The 15,697-nt window shown below is 70.7% G+C and carries 16 protein-coding genes and 1 other RNA gene; 7 read left to right on the top strand and 10 right to left on the bottom strand.

Going from position 1 to position 15,697, the window contains the following annotated elements; genetic code table 11:
• Positions 1-478, top strand: a 478-nt coding sequence (locus IBL25_RS18675; RefSeq protein WP_202986814.1) for a hypothetical protein, incomplete at its 5' end; no start/stop codon positions are given.
• 1 nt (position 479) lies between these two features.
• Here IBL25_RS18675 and nth read toward each other — a convergent pair.
• A complete protein-coding gene (gene nth, locus IBL25_RS18670; RefSeq protein WP_187780034.1) occupies positions 480-1,127 on the bottom strand; it encodes an endonuclease III in 648 nt (215 codons plus the stop codon).
• 274 nt (positions 1,128-1,401) lie between these two features.
• Between nth and IBL25_RS18665 the strand changes: the two genes are divergently transcribed.
• Entirely contained in the window at positions 1,402-1,908 is a 507-nt protein-coding gene (locus tag IBL25_RS18665; protein ID WP_187780032.1) for a DUF2244 domain-containing protein, read from the top strand.
• 10 nt (positions 1,909-1,918) lie between these two features.
• Here IBL25_RS18665 and IBL25_RS18660 read toward each other — a convergent pair whose 3' ends face one another.
• Positions 1,919-3,172, bottom strand: a complete 1,254-nt coding sequence (locus IBL25_RS18660; protein ID WP_187780031.1) for a UbiH/UbiF/VisC/COQ6 family ubiquinone biosynthesis hydroxylase — start codon at positions 3,170-3,172, stop codon at positions 1,919-1,921.
• Between the two features lie 225 nt (positions 3,173-3,397).
• Between IBL25_RS18660 and IBL25_RS18655 the strand changes: the two genes are divergently transcribed.
• Entirely contained in the window at positions 3,398-3,736 is a 339-nt protein-coding gene (locus IBL25_RS18655; RefSeq protein ID WP_187780030.1) for a P-II family nitrogen regulator, read from the top strand.
• Between the two features lie 38 nt (positions 3,737-3,774).
• Positions 3,775-5,121, top strand: coding sequence for an ammonium transporter (locus tag IBL25_RS18650; protein WP_275296037.1), 1,347 nt, complete (start codon positions 3,775-3,777; stop codon positions 5,119-5,121).
• Positions 5,122-5,207: 86 nt separating this feature from the next.
• Here IBL25_RS18650 and recR read toward each other — a convergent pair whose 3' ends face one another.
• The 4 genes from recR to ffs all read right to left on the bottom strand — a co-directional run bounded on the left by recR (position 5,208) and on the right by ffs (position 8,282).
• Positions 5,208-5,825: a recombination mediator RecR gene (gene recR / locus IBL25_RS18645; RefSeq protein WP_187780028.1), complete on the bottom strand. Its 618-nt coding sequence runs from the start codon at positions 5,823-5,825 to the stop codon at positions 5,208-5,210.
• A 7-nt stretch (positions 5,826-5,832) separates the two neighbouring features.
• Positions 5,833-6,174: a YbaB/EbfC family nucleoid-associated protein gene (locus IBL25_RS18640; RefSeq protein WP_187780027.1), complete on the bottom strand. Its 342-nt coding sequence runs from the start codon at positions 6,172-6,174 to the stop codon at positions 5,833-5,835.
• An 18-nt stretch (positions 6,175-6,192) separates the two neighbouring features.
• Complete coding sequence (locus IBL25_RS18635; protein ID WP_187780026.1) at positions 6,193-8,085, bottom strand: DNA polymerase III subunit gamma/tau; 1,893 nt, start codon at positions 8,083-8,085, stop codon at positions 6,193-6,195.
• A gap of 99 nt (positions 8,086-8,184) precedes the next feature.
• Positions 8,185-8,282: signal recognition particle sRNA small type (ffs, locus tag IBL25_RS18630), an RNA gene on the bottom strand.
• A 115-nt stretch (positions 8,283-8,397) separates the two neighbouring features.
• On the opposite strand from ffs, the gene nudC reads away from it, so the two are divergent.
• Both nudC and IBL25_RS18620 read left to right on the top strand, forming a co-directional pair.
• On the top strand, positions 8,398-9,318 hold the full coding sequence (gene nudC, locus IBL25_RS18625; protein WP_187780025.1) for an NAD(+) diphosphatase: 921 nt from the start codon (positions 8,398-8,400) through the stop codon (positions 9,316-9,318).
• The gene (locus IBL25_RS18620) at positions 9,315-9,611 is read left to right on the top strand and encodes a phosphoribosylamine--glycine ligase (protein WP_187780024.1); all 297 of its coding nucleotides are present in this window, start codon (positions 9,315-9,317) and stop codon (positions 9,609-9,611) included. The genes nudC and IBL25_RS18620 overlap by 4 nt, the downstream gene beginning before the upstream one ends.
• 239 nt (positions 9,612-9,850) lie before the next feature.
• Here IBL25_RS18620 and IBL25_RS18615 read toward each other — a convergent pair whose 3' ends face one another.
• The 4 genes from IBL25_RS18615 to IBL25_RS18600 all read right to left on the bottom strand — a co-directional run bounded on the left by IBL25_RS18615 (position 9,851) and on the right by IBL25_RS18600 (position 14,494).
• Positions 9,851-10,663, bottom strand: coding sequence for an EcsC family protein (locus tag IBL25_RS18615; protein ID WP_187780023.1), 813 nt, complete (start codon positions 10,661-10,663; stop codon positions 9,851-9,853).
• A gap of 15 nt (positions 10,664-10,678) precedes the next feature.
• Complete coding sequence (hslU, locus tag IBL25_RS18610; RefSeq protein WP_187780022.1) at positions 10,679-12,001, bottom strand: ATP-dependent protease ATPase subunit HslU; 1,323 nt, start codon at positions 11,999-12,001, stop codon at positions 10,679-10,681.
• A gap of 3 nt (positions 12,002-12,004) precedes the next feature.
• Positions 12,005-12,565: an ATP-dependent protease subunit HslV gene (gene hslV, locus IBL25_RS18605; RefSeq protein WP_187780033.1), complete on the bottom strand. Its 561-nt coding sequence runs from the start codon at positions 12,563-12,565 to the stop codon at positions 12,005-12,007.
• A 327-nt stretch (positions 12,566-12,892) separates the two neighbouring features.
• Complete coding sequence (locus IBL25_RS18600; protein ID WP_187780021.1) at positions 12,893-14,494, bottom strand: bifunctional metallophosphatase/5'-nucleotidase; 1,602 nt, start codon at positions 14,492-14,494, stop codon at positions 12,893-12,895.
• 169 nt (positions 14,495-14,663) lie between these two features.
• On the opposite strand from IBL25_RS18600, the gene IBL25_RS18595 reads away from it, so the two are divergent.
• Positions 14,664-15,575, top strand: a complete 912-nt coding sequence (locus IBL25_RS18595) for a sulfite exporter TauE/SafE family protein (RefSeq protein WP_187780020.1) — start codon at positions 14,664-14,666, stop codon at positions 15,573-15,575.
• The last annotated feature ends 122 nt before the right edge of the window (positions 15,576-15,697 follow it).

Genomic DNA, 15,697 nt, shown 5'->3' with positions numbered 1-15,697 from the left:
GCGGATCGATGCGCCCCGGCCGCAGACCGCCATGGCGGTGGCCGAGGCCGCCCGCGTCGGCGAAGGCTGGTTCCCGCTGGAGGATTGGGGCGTCTGGACCCGCCCCGCCACCGCCATGCTGCGGCTGCCGCTGCCCCCTGGCCTCTCCGGCCCGCTGCGGCTGGAACTGGCGCTGCGCGCCCCGGCGCGGGACCAGGTGGCGGCGCTGCGGCTGCGGCGGGAAGGCCAGCCCTTCGGCCCCGCGGTGGAAGTGCTGCTGCCCGCCAATAGCACCCGTGGCGCCGGGCTGGACGTGCCCGCCGGAGATGGCGCGGTGGAGGTGATGCTGGAGCCCGCCACCCCCGCCACCCTGCCGGATGGCCGCCGCGTGGGGCTGGGGCTGGAGGCGCTCTCCCTCGCCCGCGCCGATTCGGTGGCGGACCGGCTGGCGGCGCTGGAAGCCCGCTTCTTCCGCACCCCGCGCCCGCTGGAAGCCTGAGCTAGCGCGGCGGCGCCACCCGCACCTTGTCGCGGTAATTGCAGAGCGCGATGGCGACGCAGTGCCAGCATTCCGGCATCCGCGCCTTGCAGACATAGCGCCCGTGCAGGATCAGCCAGTGATGCGCATCCCGCAGCAGCTCGGGCGGCACGCGCTTCATCAGCCCGTCCTCCACCTCGCGCGGGGTCTTGCCGGGGGCCAGGCCGGTGCGGTTGCCCAGGCGGAAGATATGCGTGTCCACCGCCATGGCCTCCTCGCCGAAGGCCACGTTCAGCACCACATTGGCGGTCTTGCGCCCGACGCCGGGCAGGGCCTCCAGCGCCGCGCGGTCGGCCGGCACCTCGCCGCCATGCCGCTCCAGCAGCAGGCGGGACAGGGCGATCACGTTCTTCGCCTTGCCCTTCCAGAGCCCGATGGAGCGGATGTGCTTCCCCACCCCTTCCTCGCCCAAGGCCACCATGGCGGCGGGGTTGTCGGCTTCCTGGAACAGGGTGGCCGTGGCCTTGTTGACCGAGACATCGGTGGCCTGGGCGGAGAGCGCCACCGCCACCAGCAGGGTATAGGGGCTGGTGTAGTGCAGCTCCGTCTCCGGTGCCGGATTGGCGGCGGCCAGGGCGCGGACGAAGTCGCCGGCCTGCTGCAGGTTCATGATCCGCGCCCGGCGCGGCGCCTCCGCCGAGCCATGCAGCGGCTTAGCCGGGCCGCGCTTGCGCGGCGGCGCCTTGGCGGGCGGGCGTGGCGCTTCCGGCTCGCCTGCCAAGCCAGGGTCCGGCAGGGCGGGATCGACGGGTGCCGCGGGGCGGCGGCGGGCACTGGCCTTGGGCAGGGTGGGTCTGGGGGCGCGGGTCATGGTCACCTGGCAGGAAGGTCATGCGGCACGAAAGCGATGCGGCGGCGCGGCTGGCAGCCTATGTTGTCCGGGCATGCCGGCAAACCCCGCCCTTCCCCGGCCTGAGCCCGTGCTCTTCGAGGCCGTCAGCACTCCCGCGCACAGCTTCCATCGCGGGCTCTTCCTGCTGCTCGCCGGCATCACCCTGGCCTGGAGCATCCTGGGCGGCGCGGTCTTCCTGCTGGTGGGGGCCTGGCCGGTCTTCGGCTTCCTGGGCGCCGAGTCGCTGCTGGCGCTAGGGCTGGTGCTGCTGCACCACCGCCGCGCCGGCCGCGCCCAGGAAGTGGTGCGGCTGGCGGAAGGCCGGATCACGGTGCGGCGGGTGGATGGCCGGGGCCGGCGCAGCGAGGCCTCGATGGATGCCTATTGGGCGCAGGTGGAGTTGAACGAGCGCGAAGGGCTGGCCCTGGTGCGGCGCGGCCATCGCATCCCGGTCGGCATCTTCCTCTCGGAGGCCGAGAAGGAAGACCTCGCGGGCGCATTGCGGCAGGCGCTGGCCGCCTATCGCCGGCCTTTCTTCGACAACCCGCAACTGCGCTGATCCCTCGCGCTCAGGAGCGCAGCGAAACCAGCCCCCGCCCTTCCAGCAGCCCCGCCGTGGCCGAGCCGAAACCCATGGCGCGCCGGGCGAAGAACTGCTTCAGCCCCGGCATCCGCTGCACCGCCGCCAGCCCCAGCCGGCGGGCCATCCGCACCGGCGGCAGGCTGTTGCCGAACAGCCGCTCCAGCGCATGGGTCATGCCCAGCATCAGCAGCGCATCCGGCCGCCGCGCCGCCTGGTAGCGCGCCAGCAGCCCGGGGCTGCCGGGGTCCTCGCCCGCCGCGATGGCCTCCACCACCAGTTCCGCCAGGGCGGCGACATCGCGGAAGCCGAGGTTCAGCCCCTGCCCGGCGATGGGATGGATGCCATGCGCCGCATCCCCCACCAGGGCCAGCCGCTCCGCCGTGTAGCGGGAGGCATGCATGGCGGCCAGCGGATAGGACCAGCGCCGCCCGATGGGCGTGACGCGGCCAAGCTGGCGGCCCATGCGGCGCTCGATCTCGCGCCCATAGGCCTCGTCCGGCAGGGCCAGGAAGCGTTCGGCCAGGTGCCGCTTCTCGCTCCAGACAATGGCGGAGACGTTCGGGTGCTCCTCCGTCGCCGCCATGGGGAGCTGGGCGAAGGGGCCATGGGGCAGGAACTGCTCCAGCGCCACCTGGTCATGCGGCAGCTCATGCGCGATGGCGCCGACGATGCCCATCTGGTGATAGTCCAGCCGCGTGGCGCCGATGCCGGCCTGCCGCCGCAGCGGGCTGTTGCGCCCTTCGGCACCCACCACCAGCCGGGCGCGCAGCACCACGCCGGTGGACAGGCGCACGGTCGCCCCTTCCCCATCCCGTGACACCTCGGCCCGGGCGGGGGCATGCAGTCGCAGATGCGCCAGTTCGGCCAGCCGGGCATTCAGCGCCATGCGCAGCGCCCGCGCCTCCACCATCCAGCCAAAGGGCTCGCCGCCGGTCTCGGTGGAATCGAAGTCCAGGCCCAACGGGCTGGCCGCCTCGCCCGGCGCGCCGTCCCGCACCTCGATGCGGCGGATCGGCCCCGGGTTCCAGGGCAGGTGCTGCCACACGCCGGCGGCTTCCAGCAGGTTGCGGCTGGTGGCGGCGATGGCATAGGCGCGGCCGTCGAATTCCGGCCGCTCCATGGGCGGCAGCGGCGCGGCATCGACCACCGCCACGCGGACCCCGGCGCTGGCCAGGGTGGTGGCCAGCACCGCGCCCACCGGACCGGCACCAACGACGCAAACCTCAATCTCTTCACTCATGCCGCCATTCTGCCCTGAGGGCGGGTGTGAAGCGAGGGCGGTTGCTGCCCAATTCTTGTGCAGCTGCGCCCGTATTGCCTGACGAGACGCATCACCGCGCCGCGGCAGGCTGCGCGCAACGCGGCGTCACGGAACAGCGAGTGCCTTTCCGCGCCACGCCCAGGCTCCTGGCACGCCATTCGCATACGCAGCATCAGCCAAGCGGAATAAAGGGGGCCGCAGCGCATGAAGCTGGTCATGGCAATCATCAAGCCGTTCAAGCTGGACGAGGTGCGCGAGGCGCTCACCCCGCTCGGCGTGCAGGGGCTGACGGTGACCGAGGTGAAGGGTTTCGGCCGGCAGAAGGGCCAGACCGAGATCTACCGCGGCGCGGAATACCACGTCTCCTTCCTGCCCAAGCTGAAGATCGAGGTGGCCGTGCCCTCCGATCTGGTGGAGGCCGTGGTGGAAGCCATCGCCAGCACCGCGCGGACCGGCAAGATCGGCGACGGCAAGATCTTCGTGCTGGATGTGGAGCGCGCCCTGCGCATCCGCACCGGCGAGACCGACGGCTCGGCGCTGTGATGCCCGCCACCCACCCGATGACAACGGAAACCAAGCCGATGCTGACGGCCCTGGCGAAGGCGCGCGCCGCCGCCGCCTTCCTTCCCGCCCTGCTGCTGGCGGGCCCCGCCCTGGCGCAGGACGCCGCCACCCCCGCCGTGGATACCGGCGACACCGCCTGGATGCTGATCAGCACCGCCCTGGTGCTGATGATGACCATCCCCGGCCTGGCGCTCTTCTATGCCGGCATGGTGCGCAAGAAGAACATCCTCGCCACCCTGATGCAGTCCTTCTTCCTGGCCGGGCTGCTGTCCGTGGTCTGGATGGTGGCGGGCTATTCCTTCGCCTTCGGCGAGGGCGGCGCCTATTTCGGCGACATGTCGCGCCTCTTCCTTTCGGGCATCGCGGCCAATTTCGACAAGCCCTTCACCCTGGGCAGCGGCGACGGCGGGGTGGCCTTCACCATCCCCGAGACGGTCTTCGTGATGTTCCAGATGACCTTCTTCATCATCACCCCGGCGCTGGCTGTCGGCGCCTGGGCGGACCGCATCAAGTTCTCCGCCCTGGTGGTCTTCGCCGTGCTCTGGTCGCTGCTGGTCTATGCCCCGGTGGCGCACTGGGTCTGGCACCCGAATGGCTGGATCTTCGCCCTCGGCGCGCTGGATTTTGCGGGCGGCACGGTGGTGCATATCAACGCGGGCGTGGCCGGCCTTGTCGGTGCCCTGGTGCTGGGCAAGCGCACCGGCCTCGGCACCGAGAACATGTCCCCCTACAACCTGGCCCTCGCCGTGGTCGGCGCCGCGCTGCTCTGGGTGGGCTGGTTCGGCTTCAACGCGGGCTCGGCCGGTGCCGCCGGCGGCCGCGCGGGCATGGCCATGCTGGTGACGCAGATCGCCGCCGCGGGCGCCGTGCTCTCCTGGGTGGCCATCGAGTGGCTGACCAAGGGCAAGCCTTCCGTGCTCGGTGCCATCTCCGGCGCGGTGGCGGGCCTGGTCGCCATCACCCCGGCGGCGGGCTTCGTGCTGCCGGTGCCGGCGCTGATCATCGGCCTGATCGCGGGCCTCGCGGGCTTCTGGGGCGCCACCACGCTGAAGCACTGGTGCGGCTATGACGACAGCCTGGACGCCTTCGGCGTGCATGGCGTCTGCGGCATCGTCGGCGCGCTGCTGACCGGCGTCTTCGCCTATGGCGCTCTCTCCGCCACCGCGGCCTCGCCGGAAGGCATCTCGGGCAGCTTCGCCCAGTTCCTGCTGCAGCTTTATGCCGTGCTCGCCACCATGGTCTTCACCGCCATCGCCACCTTCATCCTGCTGAAGGTCGTGGATCTGGTGATCGGCCTGCGCGTGAGCGAGGAAGAGGAGCGCGAGGGACTCGACGTCTCCCTGCACGGCGAGCGCCTGGGCTGACACCCCCTTCCCTTCGCGGGAGACAAGAAAACGCCGGGGAGAGCCTTCTCCCCGGCGTTTTCTTTTTGCGGCCATGGCAGCCGGGGTCAGGCCGGGCGGCGGGCCTTCAGCGCGGCGGCCAGCGTGCCGTCGTCCATCACGTCCAGCGCCCCGCCCATGGGCACGCCCTGGGCCAGGCGGGTGACGCTGGCGCCAGTGGGGCGAAGCCGGTCATGCAGGTAATGCGCGGTGGTGGCGCCATCCACGGTGGCGGGCAGCGCCAGGATCACCTCCCGCACATGCCCGTCGGCCACGCGTGCCAGCAGCGGGTCCACCCGCAGATCCTCTGGCCCGACACCGGAAAGCGCGGAAAGCACGCCCCCCAGCACATGATACAGGCCGCGATGCACCCGCGCGCGTTCCAGCGCCCAAAGGTCGGCCACGCCTTCCACCACGCAGAGCACCTCCTGGTCCCGGTTGGGGTCAGTGCAGATGCGGCAGGGGTCGACAGTGTCGAGGTTGCCGCAAAGGCGGCAGGGCCGCACGGCCTCGGCGGTGGAGCGCATGGCATCGGCCAGCGGCAGCATCAGCCCGGCGGGGTCGCGCAGCAGGCGCAGTGCCGCCCGGCGGGCGCTGCGGCGCCCCATGCCGGGCAGCTTTGCGAGTAAGGCAATCAACCGCTCCACCTGATCGGTGGCGTTGACCCCCGAATCAGGTGGGATCATGCGCGGCTCAGAAGGGCAGCTTGAAGCCGCCGAGGCCGCCACCCATGCCGGGGATGTTCAGGCCAGAGGTGGCCTTCTGCATTTCCTCGGCCATCATCGCCTCCACCTTCGCCCGCGCATCGGCATGGGCGGCGACAATCAGGTCCTCCAGCACTTCCTTTTCCTCGGGGTCCACCAGGGAGGGGTCCACCGTCAGCTTCTTCATGTCGCCCTTGCCGGAGAGGGTGACCTTCACCATCCCGCCGCCGGCGGCGCCCTCCACCAGGGTCGCCTCCAGCCTGGCCTGCATTTCCTGCATCTTGGCCTGCATCTGCTGGGCCTGCTTCATCATGCCGGCGAGGTTCTTCATGGGATCTCCGGAAAAAATTTAGAGGTCGTCGAGGTCGACGGATTCGGCCTCAGGCGGCGCGAAGTCAGGACCCATATCGTCCGGCATCTCGGGCAAATCCAGGGCCGGAAGGCCGTAATCGTCCAGGCTTTCGTCGCGCACCTGCTCCACCTTCGCACCCGGGAAGGCCAGCAGGATGGCCTGCACCATGGGGTGGGACTGCGCCACGGCCAGCCGCTCGCCCGCCGCGTGGCGGCTCTGCTCGGCCAACGTCGGCTCGCCCTCGGCATTGGTCAGGGTGATGGTCCAGCGGGTGCCGGTGGCCTCGGCCAGGAAGGCGGAAAGCTGGCCGGCGAGGTCGCGCGGCGCTTCCGGGCGCGGGCGCAGTTCCAGCCGGCCGGGGGCGAAGCTGACCAGATGCACGCTATGCAGCAGATGCGCGTGCAGCATGGGCACGCGGCCGGAGGCCAGTGCCACCACCTCGCGGAAGGCGCGCGGCTGCGGCAGGGGGGCGGGCGCCTCCTCGGCCACCATCACCGGGGCGCCATTGGCCACCGCGCGGGCGCCGCCGCCGTTGCCGCCTTGCGGGGCGGCGGGTGCCGGCATCTGCGGCAGCGTGCCGCCTTCGGTCAGGCGGCGCACCAGGTCGCCGGGGGTAGGCATCTCGGCCAGATGCGCCAGGCGGATCAGCACCATCTCGGCCGCCGCCCGGCGGTCCGGCGCCTCGGCCACCTCGGTGATGCCCTTCAGCAGCACCTGCCAGGCGCGGCCCAGCACGGGGATGGAGAGCGTCGAAGCCAGCGCCACGCCGCGCACCCGCTCGGCTTCCGGCATGGCAGGGTCCTGCCGCAGGGCGGGCACGGCACGCAGCCGCGTCAGGGTATGGGTCAGTTCCAGCAGGTCGGCCAGGATCACGCCCGGGTCGGCGCCACGCTCATGCCCATGGTCCATGGTGGCCAGCACGGCGGCGATGTCGCCCCGGAAGCAGCCTTCCAGCAGGTCCAGCAGCAGCCCCCGGTCGGCCAGCCCCAGCATGTCCCGCACCATGGTGGCCTGGATGCCGCCCTCGGCACCCGCCGCCTGGGCCATGGCCTGGTCCAGCAGCGACAGCCCATCGCGCACCGAGCCATCGGCGGCGCGGGCGATCATGGCGACCGCTTCTTCCTCCGCCGTCACGCCTTCCAGGCCGCAGATGCGGGTGAAGTGCTCGCGCAACTGCTCCTGCGGCACGCGGCGAAGATCAAAGCGCTGGCAGCGGGAGAGGATGGTGGCCGGAACCTTGCGGATCTCGGTGGTGGCGAAGAGGAATTTGACCTGTGGCGGCGGCTCTTCCAGCGTCTTCAGCAGCGCGTTGAAGGCCGCCGTGGACAGCATGTGCACTTCGTCGAGGATATAGACCTTGAAGCGCGCCTGGGCCGGGCGGTAGCGCACGGCCTCCCGCAGCTCGCGGATATTGTCCACGCCGTTGTTGGAGGCGGCGTCCAGCTCCAGCACATCCGGGTGGCGGTCGGCCAGGATGGCCTGGCATTCGGGGCAGACGCCACAGGGATCGGCCGTGGGCCCGCCCTGGCCATCCGGCCCCACGCAGTTCAGCGCGCGGGCGATGATGCGCGCCGTGGTGGTCTTGCCCACCCCGCGCACGCCGGTGAGCATGAAGGCATGCGCCACGCGGTTCTGCGCGAAAGCGTTGCGCAGCGTCCGCACCAGCGCTTCCTGGCCGATCAGGTCTGCGAAGGTCTGCGGGCGGTATTTGCGCGCCAGCACACGATAGGGGGTATTCGGTGCCTCAACGGCCACCGGCGCTGGCGCGGCGGCGGGGGCATCGCCGAACAGGCCCGGCCCCTCGGGCACCGGCGGCGGCGCGTCGCCGAAGAGGCCAGGGCCATCCGGGGGCGGCGGGGCGTCGTCGTCGGGCAGGATGTCGCTGGGCATGGGCGCGCGGCAGGGTCCGGGGTCAGGCGGCACCGGGCCAGGGAAGTGGCGCGGTCGTGCCGTGGCGGGCGGCCAGAGCGGCGGCCAGGAGAATGGAAGGTGGAAGGCCGATGGAACGACCCAGGCGAGAACTCGTTACGGCTGCTTCCTTCCGGACCTGACCGGGTTGGCGAGACGCCCGTCCGCCACCAACCTTCCAAGGACACGATATCATGCCACCCCCCGGGCAAAGCAAGGGGGGCAGGCCAGAAGGGCCGCTCAACCCCCCGGGCGGTTGCCCCACCGCCGCCCGCGTGGCAGGGTCGCGCCCGCATGTTGTCAGTCCCCGCAAGCCGACCCAACGTCTATACCGGCAGCCCCATCGACCGCGTCTCCGGCCAAAGGGATGACGAGGATTTCGTGGCGGCCGCCCTCGCCTCCCCCGAAGCCCTGTTCATCCCGGTCTGGCGCAACCAGAGCCTGATGAAGGGCGTGGCCGAAGGCGCCCCCGAAGCCGTGCTGCTGAGCGCCAAGGCCGTGCAGGCCGTGCGCATGGCCGGCGGCCCCTGGGCGCTGCTCGGCCTCTGGGAAGGCCGCCCCGTCTTCGCCGTGGATTGCTCCTCGGCCGAGGACCCGCTGCCGCTGCTGCCGGAAGGCTTCGGCAGCTTTTCCGAGATCCGTGGCGTCGCCGGGCTGCTGCCGGCGGGCGAGGCCTCGATGCTCGCCCATGCCCGCGGGCTGCTGCACTGGCGTAACCGGCACCGCTTCTGCGGCGTCTGCGGCGGCAATTGCGCGCCGCGCTCCGCCGGCAATGCCATGGCCTGCACCCAGTGCGGCACCCAGCACTTCCCGCGCACCGACCCGGCCGTGATCATGCTGGTGGTGCGGGGGGACAAGGCGCTGCTGGGCCATTCCACCCGCTTCCCCAATACCACCATGTATTCGACGCTGGCCGGCTTCGTGGAGCCGGGCGAAAGCCTGGAAGAGGCCGTGCGGCGCGAGGTGCTGGAGGAAACCGGCATCCATGTCGGCCGCGCCTGGTACCATTCCTCCCAGCCCTGGCCCTTCCCGGCCAGCATCATGCTCGGCTTCCATGCCGAGGGGCTGACGGACCAGATCACCATCGACCCCGACGAATTGCGCGATGCCCGCTGGTTCAGCCGCGAGGAGCTGCGGAACCCCAGCGACTTCAGCCTGCCCCGTCCCGACTCGATAGCCCGCCGGCTGATCGAGGATTGGCTGGAGGCCCCATGATGACCCCGACTCGCCTTCTGCCGCTGCTGGCCCTTCTGGCCGCCTGCGCCACCCGCCCACCGCCGATCGAGAATGTGGTACCCGATACCCCTGTCCAGACCGCATGCCGGGCGGAGTCGAAGCGTGACCCGGCCGTGAAGGCCGTGCTGGAACAATTGAACCCGGGCAACTGGGCCAATGAACAGCGCGTCAACCACGAGGCCCGTGTGGCTGAACTCCGTGCCTATCGCGAATGCATGCGCCGCAACGGCGCGCCCCTGCCCGGGGGCGTGGAGGCTTTGCGGCCACTGTGAAGCAAGGCTGGGGAATGAATTCCCCAGACCCCTTCTTCTTTTCTTCCAGTTTTCGGGTGCGCCTGCGGCTGCACCTCTTCACGCCGGTTACGCCGGAGGGCTTGTCCCTCCGGCGACTGCCGGTTCAGCACATCTGGCCCTCGATTTAAGATCACGGCGATTCCGCCAGTCGCCTCACCCCGACCCCAACTCGAAAAAGAAGATGTGGGTCCGGGGGAATTGCTTCCCCCGGCCTTTCCTCATGCCGGCTCGGCGCGCAGTTCCACCACCGGCCGCTGGGGCCGCGACCGGTCCCAGGCCAGGCGCACGGCGGCCGGGCCGTGCTCGCGCTCCAGCCGGCGCACGGTGAAATGCGCGCGGCCCAGGGCGCGGAAATGTTCCAGGAAGGCCAGGTTCACCGCCGCGCCGGCCGCAGCCCCCATGACCGGCGCCGCCTGGGCGCCCAGCTTCAGCATCAGCGGCCCGGTGAAGCGCGCCGCCACCGCACCGATGAAGCCCGGCAGCAGCGAGGCGCCCATGGTGGGCAGGAACTGCGCCAGGGCGAGGCGCGTGGCGAAATAGCCGGTCTCGGTCGCATCGTCGGAGGCATTGGGGCCGCCGAGGGCGAAGACCTTCAGGCATTCGGCCCCGGTTTGCATCTGGGCCGGGTCCTCGCCGGCGGCGGCGGCCTCGGCGGCGATCTGCCGCAGCAGCAGGGCGGTGGAGACCGGGAGTTCCACCAGGGTGCCGGGCAGGCCGAAGGCGCCGCCCACGGCACCGCTGGCGGCGGCCATGCCCCGGTGCATCCAGGCGGAGGAGATGCCCGGCGGCGTCCAGCCCGGAGCGCTGCGGGTGGCGGCGGTCAGCGCCTGGGAGAGAGCGTGCCGCACCGCCTTGTCCACCATGCCCTGGGCAAAGGAGGGGAGGCGCTTGCGCAGCGCCTCCACCGGCGTTCCGGCCATGTTCGCGAGGCGGGAGGCCAGCGAGCTGTCCTCCAGAACCTTGCGCGCCGCGTCCAGTTCCGCCTGCGCGTCAGGAGGGAGGGGGAGCGGTGCGGGCAGGTTCTCGGTCATGGCTTGGATTACCCCTTACAGGATGAAACGGCTGAGGTCGGCGCTGGCGGCCAGCGGCGCCACCCTCTCCCGCACGTAACCCGCGTCAACGGTCAGGTTTTCGCCGCGCTTGTCGGAGGCGTTGAAGGAAATCTCCTCCAGCAGCTTCTCCAGCACCGTGGCGAGGCGGCGGGCACCGATATTCTCCACGCGCGCGTTGATGTCGGCGGCCAAGTCCGCCACCGCGTCGATGGCATCCTCCGTCAGGTCGAGCGTCACGCCTTCGGTGTTCAACAGCGCCACGTATTGCTTCGTGAGGCTGTGCTCCGGCTCCGTCAGGATGCGGCGGAAGTCGTCGCGCGAGAGCGCGGAGAGTTCCACGCGGATCGGCAGGCGGCCCTGCAGCTCCGGCATCAGGTCGGCGGGCTTGGCGATGTGGAAGGCGCCGGAAGCGATGAAGAGGATGTGGTCCGTCTTCACCGGCCCGTGCTTGGTGGTGACGGTGGTGCCCTCGATCAGCGGCAGCAGGTCGCGCTGCACGCCTTCACGTGAAACATCGCCGCCGCGGAAGCCGTTCTCGCTGCGGGCGCAGACCTTGTCGATCTCGTCCACGAAGACGATGCCGTTGTTCTCGGCGTTCGCGATGGCCTCGCGCGTCAGCTTGTCATTGTCCAGCAGCCGGTCCGCCTCGTCGCGGATCAGGGCCTGCCGCGCCTCGGCCACGTGCATCTTGCGCGGGCGGGCGGCCTTGCCGAACATCTTGCCCATCATCTCCTGGATGTTGTGCATCTGCCCCGGCGGCATGCCCGGCATGTCCATCATGCCAATGGGGGTGCCGGAAGCCTGCTCGGCCACCTGCACCTCGACTTCCTTGTCCTCCAGCTGGCCCTCGCGCAGCATGCGGCGGAACTTCATGCGGGTCTCGCCCGAAGCCCCCTCGCCCACCAGCGCGGTCACCAGCCGCTCCTCGGCCGCCAGTTCGGCCTTGGCCTGCACTTCCTTGCGCGCCGCCTCCCGCGTGCGGGTGATGGAAACCTCCACCAGGTCGCGGATGATGCTTTCCACGTCGCGGCCGACATAGCCGACCTCGGTGAACTTGGTGGCCTCCACCTTCATGAAGGGGGCATCGGCCAGCTTGGCGAGGCGGCGGGCGATCTCGGTCTTGCCGCAGCCGGTCGGGCCGATCATCAGGATGTTCTTGGGCACCACCTCGTCGCGCATGCCGTCCGGCAGCTGCTGCCGGCGCCAGCGGTTGCGCAGCGCGATGGCCACGGCACGCTTGGCGTCATGCTGGCCGACAATGAAGCGGTCGAGCTCCGAGACGATCTCGCGCGGAGACAGATTCACGGTTTCGGACATGGTTCAGAGAGTCTCCAGCACGGTGCGCCCATTGGTGTAGACGCAGATATCGGCGGCGATCTTCATGGACTTGCGGGCCACATCCTCGGCCGACATGCCTTCCACGTCGATCAGCGCCCGCGCCGCCGCCAGCGCGTAATTGCCGCCGGAGCCGATGCCGATGATCTGGTCCTCCGGCTCCAGCACATCGCCATTGCCGGTGATGAGCAGGGAGCGGTCCTTGTCCGCTACCGCCAGCAGGGCCTCCAGCCGCCGCAGGTAGCGGTCGGTGCGCCAGTCCTTTGCCAATTCCACCGCCGCCCTTTCGAGCTGGTCGGGGAAGCGCTCGAGCTTGGCTTCCAGCCGCTCCAACAGAGTAAAAGCGTCGGCGGTGGCGCCGGCGAAGCCGGTCAGCACCTTGCCGCCCGCGATGGTGCGCACCTTGCGGGCATTGTTCTTGACCACCGTCTGGCCCATCGAGACCTGTCCGTCGCCCGCCATGGCCACCTGGCCGTTCTTGCGGACACAGAGAATGGTCGTGCCATGCCACCCGAGGGGGTCATGGGGATTCGTCGTCATATTCATGATCGCCGAGATGGCGTCGGCGATGCCGCGGAACAAGATCACCTTTGGGTTGAGCTCGGCTGGAGGGGCGCCGCCCCTCCAGACCTCCCCGCCGGGGTGGAAAGTCCACCCCGGGCCCCGCTGCCAGTTTTCGGGCCGGTGCTGCGGACGTGGCGCCGCGCCAGCCACAAGCATTGAAAAAGCGGCGCGGGCTGAAGCCGCAGTCGCCGGAGGTCATCGACCTCCGGCGGAACCACCGCGCCGCAGGCTGAAAAACAAATGGCGGGGTCCGGGGTGACCCTGTCACCCCGGCGGGGGTCCAGGGGGCGGCGCCCCCCTGGCCTTGCTTCAGGAAGCTCGCGCCACCCGCCCATCCGGCGCCCAGGAGGCGTTCGGGTGCGTCTCCAGGTAATTCACCAGCGTGTCTTCCAGCGCCGGCCCGGCGTCATAGGCTTCCAGCGCGTCCTTCTGGAAGGAGACGTAGCCGTCGCCGCCGCGCCGCATGAAGTTGTTGGTGACGACGCGGTAGGCGCGGTCCGGGTCCAGCGGCACGAAGCGGCCGTCCAGGCGCACCTGCACCTCCCGCACCCGCTGCCCGGCCGGGGCGGCGGGGTCGAAGGTGAAGCGCATGCCCGCCACCTGCGGGAAGCGGCCGGCGTTCTCGCCCACCTTGGAGATGCCGTTCTCCAGCGCCTCCCGCAGCGCGCCGCCGCGGATGGTCAGGCTGGCGAGCGTGTTGGAGAAGGGCAGCACCGTCAGCACATCGCCCCAGGTGACGGTGCCGGCGGGCAGGCCGGCGCGGAGGCCGCCGCCATTGGTCACCGCGATCTCGGCCGTGGGCTCGGCGGCCAGCAGGGCTTCCGCCATCAGGTTGCCGATGGCGCATTCGCCCTCGCGGCAACCTTGCAGGCTCAGGCCCTCGGCCAGCGTCGCCACGGGGCGGCGGCGCCAGGCCTCCAGGGGTGCGGCGTACTCCGCCACGATGGCGGCCACCTTTTCATCTGGCGCGATGTCGGGCGTGATCTCACGCACCTCGCCGGCATGGGCGGCGACGCGGCCATCGGCATTCAGGTCCAGTTCCAGGCGGCCAAGGTAGCGGCCGTAGCAGGCGGCCTGGACGATGCGCACAGCGCGGTCGGGGCTGTCCACCAGCGTCGGGTGCGGGCTTTCGGCGCCGGGCAGGCCATTGGCCAGCAGCGTGTGGCTATGGCCGCCGACGATGACGTCGATGCCCGGCAGGGCGGCGGCCAGCTTCTGGTCCTCGGCGAAGCCGAGGTGGGAGAGCACGATGATGGTGGTCGGGCGCTCGGCGCGCAGGGCGGCGATGTTACGCTCCACCGCCTCGGCGGCCGATTTGAAAGCCAGCGTGGGGCCGGGGGAGGAAAGCTGCGGCGTCGTCTCGGTGGTCACGCCGACGATGCCGATGCGGGCGCCGCCGCGCTCGATCACCGTATAAGGCTTCACCAGCCCGGCCAGCAGCGGCTCCTTGCTCGTGTCGAGATTGGCCGAAAGCAGCGGGAAGGACAGCGTCCTGGCATAGTCGGCCAGCACGGCGGGGCCATTGTCGAATTCATGGTTGCCCAGCGTCATGGCCTCGGTGCCCATGACGCGCTGCACGGCCGATTCGGCGCGGCCCTTGTGGGCGGTATAGAAGAGCGAGCCCATGAACTGGTCGCCGCCATCGAGCTGCAGCACGGCGCGGCCCTCGGTCGTGGCATCGCGCCGGCCCATCGCCATGGCGCCGGCCAGCCGGGCACTGCCGCCCAGGCAGGGCTTGTCGGTGCGGCAGGAGGCGCTGCCCGCATCCGTGCCCTCGTGCTTCGAATGGAAGTCGTTCATGTGCAGCAGCGCCAGCCGGGCAACCGGGTCGGCGGCGGCGCGGCGCAGCGCGGGCATGGCCAGCGGCAGGGCGAGGCTGGCGGAGAGCAAGGCGCGGCGGGACAGGGTCATGGTGTGTTTTTCCACAACGGTGCGGCGAAAAGCGCCCGAATGGCACCGGCACCCCATGCTTTAGCCTAACGCTTGCCGTATTTCGATTGTCCCTTGCGGCATAGTCCGGATGCCGCGGGCGGAGTCCCGTTCCGCTCCTTCTTCTGCCTCGAACGCTGACTGGAATACGATGCAGGTCTACCTGCCCATCGCCGAAATGTCGGTGGATGCCTTTCTCCTGCTGGGCATCGGATTTGGCGTGGGCTGGCTTTCCGGCATGTTCGGCGTGGGCGGCGGCTTCCTGCTGACGCCGCTGCTGATCCTGATCGGCATCCCCGCGCCCGTCGCCGTCGCCTCCGGCGCCAACCAGACGCTGGGCGCCTCGGTCTCCGGCCTCATCGCGCAATGGCGGCGGGGCAATGTGGACCTGCGGATGGGCGGCGTGCTGCTGGCCGGCGGCTTCTTCGGCTCCTTCCTGGGCGTGCAGGTCTTCGCCTGGCTGCGGCGGCAGGGGCAGGTGGACCTGGCGGTGGCCCTCTTCTACGTGGTGGTGCTGGGCAGCGTCGGCGGGCTGATGGTGCGGGAAAGCGTGCGCGCCATCCTGCAGCGGCGCCAGGGCAAGGCACCGCGCCGGCTGCATCCGCACTTCTGGATGCACGGCCTGCCCTTCAAGCTGCGCTTCCGCAAGTCACGCCTTTATATCTCGGTCATCCCGCCGGTGCTGGTGGGCTTCGGCATCGGCATCCTCTCGGCCATCATGGGCGTGGGCGGCGGCTTCATGCTGGTGCCGGCCATGATCTACCTGCTCGGCATGCCGACCTCGGTGGTGATCGGCACCTCGCTGTTCCAGGTGGTCTTCGTGGCCGCCAACGTGACGCTGCTGCAGGCCATCAACACCGGCAGCGTGGATATCGTGCTGACCCTGCTGCTGCTGATCGGCGGCGTGGCGGGCGCGCAGTTCGGCGCCGCCATGGGCACCCGGCTGCGCGGCGAGGAAACCCGTGCCCTGCTGGGCATGCTGGTGCTGGCCGTGGCCGGCAGCCTGCTCTGGGGCCTGCTGAGCACGCCGGAGAGCCTCTACGTCATCGGGCCGCTACCGTGACGCGCGGGGGCGTGGCCGCGGCCCTGGCGCTGCTGCTGCTCCTGCCCGGCGCCCTTCAGGCGCAGGCACCGCTGCCGCCGGCACCCAGCATCCCCCTGCCGGGCGACGGGCCGCTGCTGCTG

It is taken from the genome of Pseudoroseomonas ludipueritiae, from assembly GCF_014490445.1.
Taxonomy (GTDB): Bacteria; Pseudomonadota; Alphaproteobacteria; order Acetobacterales; family Acetobacteraceae; genus Pseudoroseomonas; species Pseudoroseomonas ludipueritiae.
Note: the sequence above shows the minus strand (reverse complement) of the source record. Positions and strands in the feature narration are given on the sequence as shown.

Coding starts and splice junctions, on each gene's coding strand:
- nth (WP_187780034.1), bottom strand. CDS start 1,127: ATGAACCTGCAGCAGGCCGGCGACTTCGTCCGCGCCCTGGCCGCCGCC.
- IBL25_RS18665 (WP_187780032.1), top strand. CDS start 1,402: ATGCCGGCAAACCCCGCCCTTCCCCGGCCTGAGCCCGTGCTCTTCGAG.
- IBL25_RS18660 (WP_187780031.1), bottom strand. CDS start 3,172: ATGAGTGAAGAGATTGAGGTTTGCGTCGTTGGTGCCGGTCCGGTGGGC.
- IBL25_RS18655 (WP_187780030.1), top strand. CDS start 3,398: ATGAAGCTGGTCATGGCAATCATCAAGCCGTTCAAGCTGGACGAGGTG.
- IBL25_RS18650 (WP_275296037.1), top strand. CDS start 3,775: ATGCTGACGGCCCTGGCGAAGGCGCGCGCCGCCGCCGCCTTCCTTCCC.
- recR (WP_187780028.1), bottom strand. CDS start 5,825: ATGATCCCACCTGATTCGGGGGTCAACGCCACCGATCAGGTGGAGCGG.
- IBL25_RS18640 (WP_187780027.1), bottom strand. CDS start 6,174: ATGAAGAACCTCGCCGGCATGATGAAGCAGGCCCAGCAGATGCAGGCC.
- IBL25_RS18635 (WP_187780026.1), bottom strand. CDS start 8,085: ATGCCCAGCGACATCCTGCCCGACGACGACGCCCCGCCGCCCCCGGAT.
- nudC (WP_187780025.1), top strand. CDS start 8,398: ATGTTGTCAGTCCCCGCAAGCCGACCCAACGTCTATACCGGCAGCCCC.
- IBL25_RS18620 (WP_187780024.1), top strand. CDS start 9,315: ATGATGACCCCGACTCGCCTTCTGCCGCTGCTGGCCCTTCTGGCCGCC.
- IBL25_RS18615 (WP_187780023.1), bottom strand. CDS start 10,663: ATGACCGAGAACCTGCCCGCACCGCTCCCCCTCCCTCCTGACGCGCAG.
- hslU (WP_187780022.1), bottom strand. CDS start 12,001: ATGTCCGAAACCGTGAATCTGTCTCCGCGCGAGATCGTCTCGGAGCTC.
- hslV (WP_187780033.1), bottom strand. CDS start 12,565: ATGAATATGACGACGAATCCCCATGACCCCCTCGGGTGGCATGGCACG.
- IBL25_RS18600 (WP_187780021.1), bottom strand. CDS start 14,494: ATGACCCTGTCCCGCCGCGCCTTGCTCTCCGCCAGCCTCGCCCTGCCG.
- IBL25_RS18595 (WP_187780020.1), top strand. CDS start 14,664: ATGCAGGTCTACCTGCCCATCGCCGAAATGTCGGTGGATGCCTTTCTC.